Here is a 12,527-nt window from a genome sequence, read left to right as displayed (position 1 = left end):
CGTGATTTGGGTATAATACCTCGCCAATTAAATCTGATAGAGTAAGACCATGACCCCAGAACGTCTCGAACGCATTACTAAAATGCTCCAACACCGCCAACCAGATCTTACTGTATGTATGGAATCTGTGCATAAACCACATAACCTTGCAGCCGTAGTCAGAACTTGCGATGCTGTTGGTGTCAACAATGTTCACGCGGTATGGTCTATACGTCCAACAAAGGTATCGGGTGGCACTGCAACAGGCAGCCAAAACTGGGTAAAAGTACACTCTCACGATAACATTGCTGCAGCAATCAAAGAATTAAAAGCCCAAGGCATGCAAGTACTTGCAACTAACCTGTCTGACACTGCTGTTGATTTCCGTGACATTGACTATACCAAACCAACGGCGATCTTAATGGGTCAAGAAAAGACCGGTATCAGTGCCGAAGCATTGGCACTTGCCGATCAAGATATCATCATCCCTATGGTTGGCATGGTGCAATCGTTAAACGTATCAGTCGCAACGGCGACTATCTTGTATGAAGCACAGCGTCAACGTGATAATGCCGGCATGTACCAAGGCGAAAGCAAACTATCCGCTGAAGAACAGCACAAAATCTTCTTTGAAGGCGGCCATCCTGTCTATGCGAAAGCATGCAAGCGTAAAGGTTTAGCTTACCCTGAGTTAGATGCAGAAGGCCAAATTGTTGCTGACGAATCGTGGTGGGATGCACTACGTAGTTCAAACTAGGCTAATATAATCCATACCCAAGTTACTTCAAGATGCTATATCATTTTGAAGTAGCTTGGGTATAAGTCTTCTGATAATATATGTTTATATATACAGTAGATTCGTGAGTAATTATGCGATTAGATAAGATCCCGGTTATCGAATTAAAAGGTGTTGGCGCCAAAATGGCCGACAAGTTAGCGAAGCTGAACCTAATGACGGTTCAGGATCTGCTTTTTCACCTGCCAAGTCGCTATCAGGATCGCACGACCATCTATCCTATCCAAGACCTATTACCCGGTCTGCATGGTACTATCGAAGGCGAGATAGTCAGCTGCGATGTCACCTTTGGTAAACGCAAGATCATGTCTTGTAAAGTCAACGACGGCACCGGCATCATCACGTTATTATTTTTCCATTTTAATGCCGGACAAAAAAACAGTTTCAGTGTCGGTAAAACCATTACCGCATTTGGCGAATTCCGCCGTGGTCGCTTTGGTTATGAAATTGTCCATCCTGAATATAAACTCGCGCATGCAACCAGCTCAGAGATGAGTGCAGAAACGCTGACACCAATATATCCTTCCACAGAAGGCTTAAAGCAATTAACCTTGCGTAATCTGACCGACCAAGCACTGCAGCACCTCAGCCAAACCACATTACAAGAATTGCTACCGAAAGGACTGTATACAGGGCAAATAGAGTTAAATCATGCAATCCAATTATTGCACCGACCAACACCCGATGTGTCGCTTGAACTGTTAGAACAAGGTCAGCACCCCGCGCAACAACGTCTGATTATCGAAGAACTGCTGGCGCAAAATATCAGTATGCTGCAATTGCGCAAGAAAATGCAGCAGCATCCCGCCATCAAATTGCCAGCGCACAAAACCCTTACCGATAAATTTTTAGCACAATTACCTTTTACGCCAACCAATGCGCAACAACGTGTTGTCGGTGAGATCCAGCAGGACCTCCAGAAAGGCTATCCTATGATGCGATTAATCCAAGGTGACGTAGGGTCAGGAAAAACCCTTGTCGCAGCGCTAGCGGCTCTACAGGCTATCGGTAATGGCTATCAAGTGGCATTGATGGCACCCACTGAAATATTAGCCGAGCAACATGCGCTTAATTTCAAAGGCTGGTTCAATAAACTGGGCATCAAAGTCGGTTGGTTATCCGGTAAACAAAAGGGCAAAGCCCGAGAAGCAGAGCTCGCATCGATTGCCAGTGGCGAAACACAGATGATTGTCGGTACCCATGCCATTTTCCAAGCGGCGGTGAAATTCTTAAATTTAACCTTGGTGATTATTGATGAACAACATCGCTTTGGTGTCGAGCAACGCCTCGCCCTACGTGAAAAAGGGGCGGTCAATGGTTTATACCCGCACCAATTATTTATGACGGCGACGCCGATCCCGCGCACCTTAGCCATGACCGCGTATGCGGACTTAAATACATCGGTTATTGATGAACTACCGCCGGGGCGAACGCCGATCACCACCGTCGTCATGCCCGATACCAAACGCAGTAAAATCATTGAACGCGTCGAATTAGCGGTTAAAAATGAAGGTCGTCAAGTCTATTGGGTCTGTACCCTGATTGAAGAGTCGGACGTATTAGAAGCGCAAGCGGCTGAAGATACCGCCAATGATTTACAAAAACAGTTACCCGATTTACGGATTGGCTTAGTGCACGGACGCATGAAATCCATTGAAAAACAATACGTCATGGACGCGTTTAAAACCAAACAATTGGATTTACTGGTCGCCACCACCGTGATTGAAGTTGGGGTTGATGTACCGAATGCCAGTTTGATGATAATTGAAAATCCAGAACGTTTAGGTCTGGCACAATTACATCAACTGCGCGGTCGTGTGGGTCGTGGCAAAGTCGCCAGTCACTGTGTATTGCTTTATCATGCACCCCTTTCCGATACCGGTAGCAAACGTTTATCGGTATTACGGGAAACCACCGACGGATTCAAGATTGCACAACGAGACCTCGAGATCCGTGGCCCTGGCGAAATGCTCGGGAGTAAGCAAACCGGGATTGCGGATCTAAAAGTGGCGGACTTAGTCCGTGACCAACACTTGATCCCATTGGTACAAAATATTGCTCGCCACTTACTGCAACAACACCCTGATAATGCCCATGCAATCACCCAACGTTGGATGGCAGACAAAGACATTTATTCCAACGCCTGACGCGGTTATTTGATAACGTAGTAGGCTCAACGCGAGGTTACACACCGATAGGCATCACCACAAAGGTCGCGCTAAAAACCGCGGCCAATTTCGGACCACTATAAACATCAACGTCAATATCAAGTTTGGCGTTACGCCCCTCTAATAATTCCAGCAAACTGCCCTTCATCCGGTATTTATGTGCGACCGCAAACGGTTCCAAATTAATCGGGCGTTTATAATGAATGCTGCCTTTAGACAGCACGATATTCCCCAGTAACCCCTGCTCTTTTAACATTAACCAGACTAATCCCCAACCGGTTAGCGTAGCCTGACTATAAATACTGCCTGCAAACATGGTATCGTGGACGTTCACATTGGCGTTTAATGGGGCTGCAGTTTCAAATCGCCAGCCGCTATATTGACGAATATTAATGCCCATGTGTTGGCTAATCGGGATCTTAGTTGCCCACTCTTTTTGCAGCTCAGCACACCATTCTGGATGGCGTAAGATTTTATCCATGGCGTTCACTTCTTTAATCATCTGACGATGGCGAACACCCTCACTGATTTGGCCACTACCAACCAAAGAAAAGCCACATTTTTCATAAAACGGCACAGCTTCAACACGCGCATTCATGACAATTCGTTCGCTACCCGCTTTGTACGCTTCATCTTCCAATGCCGAGATCAGCAAACTACCCAAACCTTGCTTACGGTGCTTGGGATCAACGGCCATATAGTGAATTTGTGATTCATCCGCACCAGCGGTATAGATCCGGCCACACGCGATTGGCCTGCCGCTATTATCCAAGATCATACGATGTTCACTGTGTTCATCATAAATGTCTTTCTCGGTGCCACGCGGACGCTGTAGTGGTGCTCTTAACAGCGACCAGCGTAAATGATAATAATCTTCTAACTCTTGTTCCGTTTCGGGTACATGCACGTGAAACATAGTCTCTCCTTGTCTATTATACCAATCACAATAAATAGATGATCATTCTTTCTGGTTAAAACTGGCACTAACTGCGTTGTTAATTTTGTAATTAGAATAACTAGTTACGGCAATTAACGTCTTGTCATTGTCACTTTTCCCTGCGAAATAATTGATCACTTACTTAATGCAATTGGTATTACTATCACTCATGGTCTGCTATCTACACTTGCAGCCAAAAAGTAACCGGTCCATCATTGACTAACGACACTTGCATATCTGCAGCAAAGCGTCCTGTTTCTGTCGTTATCTGTTTCTGCCGACATTGGCCAACAAAATACTCATATAAATGATTGGCATCAGCAGGCGCGGCAGCCGTCGAAAAGCTCGGACGGGTACCTGAATTGGTATCAGCTGCGAGGGTAAATTGCGAAACAACTAACAGCTCACCGTTAACTTGCTGCACATTTAAATTCATTTTATCATCGCTATCACTAAACACGCGATAGGCTAATAACTTCTCACTCAAACGTTTCGCTTTCGCTTCGGTATCGCCTTTTTCAACGCCTAATAACACCAATAAACCTTGGCCTATGTTACCGATAATTTCATCTTCAACGCTTACATCTGCTTTGCGCACACGCTGGATCAATGCGATCATGCCTTTCCTCAATAATCATTATTAAATTTTAATGTTATTGATAATACCGAAACTGCTTAAATTAATCACTGACAAACTCAAACGCAATAATCTCAGCCATGAGCTCTGTCGCTTTTCGTAACGCATCGATCATGCCTGGCTCACAGTCAAAGTGCCCGGCATAAGGCACGATAAACAGCTGAGCTAACGGTAAACGCTGACATAATTCATAAGCCGGACCGAGTGGATTAGAGATATCAAAACGGCCGTGCACCATAATCATCGGCACTTGCGCTAATGAATCTAAGCGCTTAAAAATATAGTTATCAGCAATAAAACAGTTCTGAGAAAAATAATGGCATTGTAATGTCGACATGCTTAAGGCCACATCAGCATCAATCAAGTCGACCTTGCTACGAAACTCCGGATGCGGATTACCGATTTGTGCCTGCCATTCCACCCAAGCCTTTGCCGCTGTCATTTTTTCAATGTCATTATCACTGACCAATAACTGACTATAAGAGGATAGTAGTGCAGCATAATCATTGCCATTCGCACGACGAATCAAATGGTCAAAATGATCGGGAAATAACTGCGCCGCACCACCGGATGCTGAAAATTGCCAGGTGAGGTCCTGATTACGCGCCAGAAATAAACTGTGTAATATTAACCCCTGTACCTTATCGCGATGGAGCAAGTTATACAGTAACGCTAACGTCGCGCCCCAACCTTCTCCAAACAAAACACAGCGCTGAATATCGAGCAACGTTAAGATAGCGCTAATATCCTGCAATAAATGTTGGGTGGTATTATCTTTAATACACGCATACGGTTTTGAGCGCCCACAACCACGCTGGTCAAACAAAATTATACGATATAGCTTTGGGTCGAATAAGCGCCTATCATCGGCCATAATCCCTTTACCGGGACCATCATGTAGGAATAATAACGGTATACCGTCTGGGTTACCTACTTCTTCAATATAAAGACAATGACGATTAGCTACAGGTAAGTAATGTTCAGCATAATGCTGAATGGCGGGGTACAGTCCAATCATAGCAATATCAACCTCCTTTCCCACAGCACGGACACCAGAAGCTGACAGTTGAACCTAACCTGATCGCAAGGTGATTTGTAACGCGTTTGCGTACTTAAATTACCTTGCTTAGTTAGAACTGTCATCCATAGATAGGTGTACTTGTTGCTGTTATTGTGACTGTTTTTGTCATTCCAACTGTGCTTTTTTGTGTTTTAATTGGTCATTAAACTCTGTTAATGACGCCGTGATTTCAGCCCCTAACAACACGATTAACCAGCACAGATAAATCCAAACCAATAAGATAGGTATAGTTGCTAATGCGCCATAAATCACTTCATAAGACGGAAATTGTACTAAATACCAAGTAAAGGCACGTTTAATACTTTCAAACAAAAAGGCACTAAAACACGCGCCTATAAATGCATAACGCAGCGGTACTCGGCGGTGTGGGATCACCACATACATAACAAACAAACCCAGTGTACCTAACAAGGCTGGCACCAGTTTTAATAAGCTCACAGTGCCCGTCACGTCGGTCATATCAGTAACAAATGACAGTGATAACAAATAGGAAGAAACACCTAAACTAATGGCAATAAACAGTGGGCCGAAGGTTAAAATAAGCCAATATACGGCGAAAGATAAAAAGAAACTACGTTCTATTTTACAACGCCAAATATGATTAATGTGCTTATCTATGGTGTTAATCAGTAACAAGGCCACGATGAATAATGCCCCCGAACCGATTGAGGTCATCTTGCCGGTATTGGCGACAAAATCATGTAAATACTCTTGAATAGTACCTGTCGCATGCGGTACAAGATTGGTATACAAAAAAGATTCAACGCTCTGCTGCCAAGTTTCAAAAATAGGAAACGCAGACATGACAGAAAACAACACCGTAATTAAAGGCACCAGAGAAAGCAGTGTTGTATAGGCCAGAGAGCTGGCGTTAACCGTGAGTCGATCATCACTGATGCGTTTACCAAGATAGCGCAGAAAGGCAAAACAAGTGAGTAGGAACGACCAGATATTGATTTTTGTTTTGGCGAGTAATAGCAATGATTGTTGATTCGGAAATTTAACCACAGGTTCCCTCCTTGGTTATTTTAAGAAATACCCAAGCGACTTCAAGATGCACAATCAGCAAACCGAAAGGAGAGGATATTCAAGGCATGAAGTCGAGGATTTAGTTATTCTAAATCAAGACTTCATAACGCCGAAGATACCTTCGTTCGGTTTGCCTTACGGGAGGCGAGCAGGAATAACTGCACAGCGTTACAATATTTGAAAATGGAATAACCATTATCTACATATTGCGCCTTGTGCTGATATCCCTGTTCGTCTCTGATATAGCATCTTGAAATCGCTTGGGTATAAAAAAAGGTGATACCTAAGTATCACCTTTTTTTTGAAATAGCGCCAAGATTATTAATTCATAACCTTGTTAACTATTATTATTTAGCTGGACGGCTAGCACGTTTACGATCGTTTTCTGAAAGAAGTTTCTTACGGATACGAATGCTTAACGGTGTTACTTCTACTAATTCATCAATATCGATGAATTCAAGCGCTTGCTCAAGAGTCAAAACGATTGCTGGTGAAAGCGTTTGTGCTTCATCAGTACCAGAAGAACGTACGTTAGTAAGCTGTTTACCACGAATACAGTTAACTGTTAAATCGTTAGAACGGTTATGAATACCAACAATTTGACCTTCATATACTTCTGTAGCGTGACCTAAGAACAGGCGACCACGATCTTGTAAGAAGAATAGAGAGTAAGTAACAGCTTTACCAGTTTGATTACAAACTAATACACCATTTTGACGTTGACCAATAGTACCGCCTTTATGGGGGCCGTAGTGATCGAAGCTATGGTATAGAAGACCAGAACCAGATGTCATTGTTAGGAATTCAGTTTGGAAACCGATTAAACCACGGCTTGGGATCATAAAGTCTAAACGAATACGACCTTTACCATCTGGAATCATGTTAGTTAGTTCCGCTTTACGGATGCCTAACTGTTCCATTACAGAACCCTGATGTTGCTCTTCACAATCAATAGTCAATGTTTCCATTGGCTCATGTAGCTTACCGTCAACCATACGTTCGATAACTTCAGGACGAGATACTGCTAGCTCGAAACCTTCACGACGCATAGTTTCAATTAAGATACCTAGGTGAAGTTCACCACGACCAGATACTTTGAATTTATCTGGATCAGCAGTTTCTTCTACTTTAAGTGCAACGTTGTGTACTAACTCTTTGTTCAGACGGTCAAGGATGTTACGTGATGTAACAAATTTACCTTCTTTACCACAGAATGGTGAGTTGTTTACTTGGAACGTCATTGTTACAGTTGGTTCATCAACTGATAACGGTGGTAGCGCTTCAACATTATTCTGTGCACAGATAGTGTCAGAAATTTTAAGTTCGCCTAAGCCAGTTACTGCAATGATATCGCCCGCTTCTGCAAGTTCAACATCATGACGTTCAAGACCTAAGTAACCTAATACTTGGCCAACTTTACCTTTACGCTCTTTACCGTCAGAACCAATAACAGTAACTTGTTGATTTACTTTAACAGAACCACGCGTTACACGGCCAACACCGATCACGCCAACATATGCGTTGTGATCAAGTTGCGAAATTTGCATTTGGAAATCACCGTCACGATCGCCTTCAGGTGGAGCAACATGGTCAACAATAGCTTGGAACAAAGGTTCCATGTTTTCAGTTGGTTCATCTGACTCACCGTTAGCCCAGCCATTTAGTGCTGAAGCGTAAACAACTTTAAAGTCTAACTGTTCATCAGTTGCGCCTAGGTTGTCGAATAAATCAAAGATTTGATCCATAACCCAATCAGGGCGAGCACCAGGCTTATCGATTTTGTTGATAACAACAATTGGCTTAAGACCGTGTGCAAATGCTTTTTGTGTTACGAAACGCGTTTGTGGCATAGGGCCATCAACTGCGTCAACGATCAAACATACACTGTCTACCATAGACATAATACGCTCAACTTCACCACCGAAATCGGCGTGTCCAGGAGTATCTACGATGTTGATACGGTAATCTTTCCACATAATTGCTGTGTTTTTAGCAAGAATAGTAATACCACGTTCTTTTTCAAGATCGTTAGAATCCATTACACGTTCTTCATTACCACCACGTGTTTTTAAAGTACCTGACTGTTCTAATAACTTGTCAACTAAAGTGGTTTTACCATGGTCAACGTGAGCGATAATCGCAATGTTGCGTAGTTTCTCTAGCACTGTGATGCCTCTGTATATTTTATATGGGTAAAAATTAGGCGGTATTGTAACCGCCTCGCTGTGATCTACCTAGCAAAATTTTGGCACAGAGTAAAATGATTGCAATTTATTTTATTTAAAAACCGGGCGATAGACCGCATATATGCTTTTAACGCGAACATAAAAGTATCGTAAAGTGTTACAATTAATAACTTAATGGACTTATATATCCTGATTTTTACCAAAACTATTTGAACACGATTTTACTGGTAATCGTTGAAAATAAACCATAATATCTATCTTAGTAATAGCAAATGTATAAGTTTAATGATTGCTACCTACGTCGCACCACTATGGTGCACACCACGCACGATGTGTGTGCAACAGCGGAATGTTGCAACAGACAAAAAGTGCATTAAAACTTTTAAATCAACAACTTAAATAGTTGGCACATATATGGCATTATCTAGTTCATGATTGTTTACAGTCAACAACTTTAAATGAAGCCATCATATTGATGACACCGGAGGTTATTTTTTATGTCAGCAGAAAGCGTATTAGCTCTAATTAAAGAACAAGACGTTAAATTTGTAGATTTACGTTTTACAGATACGAAAGGTAAAGAGCAGCACGTTTCTCTACCACATCATCAAGTTAATGCCGGCTTCTTTGAAGAAGGTAAAATGTTTGATGGTTCATCAATTGAAGGTTGGAAAGGCATCAACGAATCTGACATGATTTTAATGCCAGACCCGGCAACAGCCGTACTTGACCCGTTCACAGAAGCAACAACACTGAATCTTCGTTGTGACGTACTAGAACCTGCAACAATGCAAGGTTATAGCCGTGACCCACGTTCAGTAGCAAAACGTGCACTTGCATATTTACGCTCAACCGGTATCGCTGATGATGTATTCTTCGGTCCGGAACCAGAATTTTTCCTATTTGATGATGTTAAGTATAAAACTGACATGTCAGGTAGTATGTACAAAATTGACGCTGAAGAAGCTTCTTGGAACTCTGATAAAGAGTACGAAGGCGGCAACATGGGTCACCGTCCAAGCGTTAAAGGGGGTTACTTCCCAGTATCACCAGTTGACTCTGCACAAGACATCCGTAGCGCAATGTGCCTAATAATGGAAGAAATGGGCTTAACAGTTGAAGCACATCACCATGAAGTAGCAACAGCGGGTCAAAACGAGATCGCAGCACTATACAACTCAATCGTTGAAAAAGCGGATGAAGTTCAAATTACCAAATACGTGATCCATAATGTGGCACACGCTTACGGCAAAACAGCAACGTTTATGCCTAAGCCACTGGTAGGCGATAACGGTTCAGGTATGCATTGTCACCAATCACTACAGAAAAATGGCGAAAACATTTTTTCTGGTGATCTGTATGGCGGTCTATCTGAAACTGCACTTTATTACATTGGTGGTATCATCAAGCACGCAAAAGCAATTAACGCATTTGCTAACCCAACAACTAACTCGTACAAACGTTTAGTTCCAGGTTTTGAAGCACCAGTAATGCTAGCTTATTCAGCGCGTAACCGTTCAGCATCAATTCGTATCCCAATCGTACCATCGCCAAAAGCGACACGTATTGAAGTACGTTTCCCAGATCCAGCAGCAAATCCATATTTAGCATTCTCTGCAATGTTAATGGCGGGTATTGACGGTATTAAAAACCGCATCCACCCTGGTGATGCAATGGATAAAGATTTATACAACCTACCAGCAGAAGAAGCAGCAGAAATTCCACAGGTTGCCTCTTCACTAGAAGAAGCACTATCAGCACTCGATACTGACCGTGATTTCTTAACGGCTGGCGATGTAATGGCTGACGATACTATCGATGCTTACATTGCAATAAAAGAACAAGAAGTTGAAAGACTGAACATGACGACTCACCCAATTGAGTTTGAAATGTATTACAGCGTATAATTTGTTATTAATACAAATTAATCTAAAAAAACCCGCTATTTAGCGGGTTTTTTATTTGTTAATTTCCTGTAACTAGGTGAGAATAACCATACAAATCAAGAAAAAACAGACAGGATGTCGCGATGAAACACGTTATGTTATTAATATTACTACTCACAAGCCACGCCAGTGTCGCCGCCATTTATCAATGGACTGATGAACAAGGTATCACCCATTTTTCTGATGACGAAAGCAAACCTGAATCTGCCACAAAAATTGATGTGAAACTCACACCGCCGTCTATAGCATCACTGATCCAATCAAGAATACCAGAAGCAAGTGCTGCAAATGCAAGTAATACTGACATGCCTTTAATACCGATTGGCGTTAGTATTAACAGCCCTATCGATCAGCAAACCTTACGCAGCAATAGCGGCGAGATAACCGTATCTGCAACACTCAGTGCCACACTCACCTACGGTTTAAATATTCGCTTATTAATTGATGGCGTGATCCATAGCGAACAAATAGACAACCAATTTAAGGTCAGTCAGGTACCCACAGGGACACATACACTACAGCTACAAATAATTAACAATTTAGGCAAGGTAATTGCATCATCAGAGTTAATTACTGTTTATTTGCATCGTTTTAAGGCCAACTAACTCATTACTGCTTTAATTTCATCACGCTGTGCAGTAATATTTTAGAGTTAGCACCAAATTGGTGCGTTCGGTTACGGGATATTGATCCTAATAAGGAAGTGCCATGATAATGATCCCAGAACCCCAGCAATCATTACTGAATAACCTCGTCTCTTCGGTGTTTGTACTCGATCATGAACTGCATATTAAATATATCAATCCTGCAGGTGAACAACTGCTAGGCTCCAGTGCTAGTCGAATACTGGATGTTAAGATAACCGACATTATTGAACACACGACCTTAGACCTTTCGTTACTGGCAAGCACGATAAAAACCGGGCAAGGCTTTACCGACAATGAGGTATCTTTAGTCATTGATGATCGCCAGTTGTTAGTTGAAATATCAGCTACCTTGACTAACTTTGGTCCAGAAACCTGTATTTTAATTGAAGCCAGACAAATCGACTTACAGAAGAAAATCAGCCAAGAACTTTATCAGCACGTACAACAACAAGCAGCACAAGAATTAGTACGCGGTTTGGCCCATGAAATTAAAAACCCATTAGGGGGATTACGGGGGGCCGCACAATTATTAGAAAAAGAATTACCTACCGCTGAATTAAAAGAATATACCAGCATTATCATCGAGCAAGCCGATCGATTACGGACCCTTGTTGACCGTTTATTAGGGCCACAAAAGCCCGGTCAGCAAACTATTTTAAATATTCACTCCGTGATTGAAAAAGTAAAACAATTAGTCGAGTTTGATTTACCCACTGGTATTATTATCGAACGCGATTACGATCCATCTATCCCTGATTTTGAGATGGAGCCAGACTTATTACAACAAGCACTACTGAATATCATTAGCAATGCCATTCAAATACTGAAAGGTCATGGCGTGATAAAAATCATTACTCGAACAGCACATCAAGTGAATATTCAGGGACAGAAATATCGCTTATGTGCTGAAATAAAAATCATCGATAACGGGCCTGGTATTCCTGAACACATTAAAGATACCCTGTTCTACCCGATGGTCACTGCACGTGAAGGTGGCACCGGACTTGGTCTTTCTATCGCTCAAAACCTGATTAAACAACACAAAGGTAAAATTGAGTGCCATAGCTGGCCAGGGCATACCGAATTTGCCATTTATCTGCCACTAAGAAAATAAAGGATTA

Annotated in this window: 10 protein-coding genes; 5 read left to right on the top strand and 5 right to left on the bottom strand. The window is 42.3% G+C overall.

Features of this window, described 5'->3' with window-relative positions:
- Positions 1–49 precede the first annotated feature (49 nt).
- Complete coding sequence (gene trmH, locus PE36_RS05215) at positions 50–736, top strand: tRNA (guanosine(18)-2'-O)-methyltransferase TrmH (RefSeq protein ID WP_006030912.1); 687 nt, start codon at positions 50–52, stop codon at positions 734–736.
- Positions 737–849: 113 nt separating this feature from the next.
- Positions 850–2,922, top strand: a complete 2,073-nt coding sequence (gene recG / locus PE36_RS05210) for an ATP-dependent DNA helicase RecG (protein ID WP_006030911.1) — start codon at positions 850–852, stop codon at positions 2,920–2,922.
- A 37-nt stretch (positions 2,923–2,959) separates the two neighbouring features.
- Here recG and PE36_RS05205 read toward each other — a convergent pair whose 3' ends face one another.
- The 5 genes from PE36_RS05205 to typA all read right to left on the bottom strand — a co-directional run bounded on the left by PE36_RS05205 (position 2,960) and on the right by typA (position 8,792).
- On the bottom strand, positions 2,960–3,859 hold the full coding sequence (locus PE36_RS05205) for a bifunctional GNAT family N-acetyltransferase/hotdog fold thioesterase (RefSeq protein WP_006030910.1): 900 nt from the start codon (positions 3,857–3,859) through the stop codon (positions 2,960–2,962).
- 202 nt (positions 3,860–4,061) lie between these two features.
- A complete protein-coding gene (gene dtd, locus PE36_RS05200; protein ID WP_006030909.1) occupies positions 4,062–4,499 on the bottom strand; it encodes a D-aminoacyl-tRNA deacylase in 438 nt (145 codons plus the stop codon).
- A gap of 61 nt (positions 4,500–4,560) precedes the next feature.
- On the bottom strand, positions 4,561–5,535 hold the full coding sequence (gene pip / locus PE36_RS05195) for a prolyl aminopeptidase (RefSeq protein ID WP_006030908.1): 975 nt from the start codon (positions 5,533–5,535) through the stop codon (positions 4,561–4,563).
- A 168-nt stretch (positions 5,536–5,703) separates the two neighbouring features.
- Entirely contained in the window at positions 5,704–6,606 is a 903-nt protein-coding gene (locus PE36_RS05190) for a virulence factor BrkB family protein (protein ID WP_006030907.1), read from the bottom strand.
- A gap of 368 nt (positions 6,607–6,974) precedes the next feature.
- Entirely contained in the window at positions 6,975–8,792 is a 1,818-nt protein-coding gene (typA, locus tag PE36_RS05185) for a translational GTPase TypA (RefSeq protein ID WP_006030906.1), read from the bottom strand.
- 518 nt (positions 8,793–9,310) lie between these two features.
- Between typA and glnA the strand changes: the two genes are divergently transcribed.
- From glnA to glnL, 3 genes are all read left to right on the top strand, one after another.
- On the top strand, positions 9,311–10,720 hold the full coding sequence (gene glnA, locus PE36_RS05180; protein ID WP_006030905.1) for a glutamate--ammonia ligase: 1,410 nt from the start codon (positions 9,311–9,313) through the stop codon (positions 10,718–10,720).
- A gap of 122 nt (positions 10,721–10,842) precedes the next feature.
- Positions 10,843–11,364, top strand: a complete 522-nt coding sequence (locus PE36_RS05175) for a DUF4124 domain-containing protein (RefSeq protein ID WP_006030904.1) — start codon at positions 10,843–10,845, stop codon at positions 11,362–11,364.
- Positions 11,365–11,467: 103 nt separating this feature from the next.
- Positions 11,468–12,520 (top strand): nitrogen regulation protein NR(II), encoded by a 1,053-nt coding sequence (gene glnL / locus PE36_RS05170; protein ID WP_043993983.1) that lies wholly within the window; start codon positions 11,468–11,470, stop codon positions 12,518–12,520.
- The last annotated feature ends 7 nt before the right edge of the window (positions 12,521–12,527 follow it).

This window comes from Moritella sp. PE36 (assembly GCF_000170855.1).
Lineage (GTDB): Bacteria > Pseudomonadota > Gammaproteobacteria > Enterobacterales > Moritellaceae > Moritella.
Note: the sequence above shows the minus strand (reverse complement) of the source record. Positions and strands in the feature narration are given on the sequence as shown.

Coding starts and splice junctions, on each gene's coding strand:
- dtd (WP_006030909.1), bottom strand. CDS start 4,499: ATGATCGCATTGATCCAGCGTGTGCGCAAAGCAGATGTAAGCGTTGAA.
- PE36_RS05205 (WP_006030910.1), bottom strand. CDS start 3,859: ATGTTTCACGTGCATGTACCCGAAACGGAACAAGAGTTAGAAGATTAT.
- recG (WP_006030911.1), top strand. CDS start 850: ATGCGATTAGATAAGATCCCGGTTATCGAATTAAAAGGTGTTGGCGCC.
- trmH (WP_006030912.1), top strand. CDS start 50: ATGACCCCAGAACGTCTCGAACGCATTACTAAAATGCTCCAACACCGC.
- glnA (WP_006030905.1), top strand. CDS start 9,311: ATGTCAGCAGAAAGCGTATTAGCTCTAATTAAAGAACAAGACGTTAAA.
- PE36_RS05175 (WP_006030904.1), top strand. CDS start 10,843: ATGAAACACGTTATGTTATTAATATTACTACTCACAAGCCACGCCAGT.
- pip (WP_006030908.1), bottom strand. CDS start 5,535: ATGATTGGACTGTACCCCGCCATTCAGCATTATGCTGAACATTACTTA.
- glnL (WP_043993983.1), top strand. CDS start 11,468: ATGATAATGATCCCAGAACCCCAGCAATCATTACTGAATAACCTCGTC.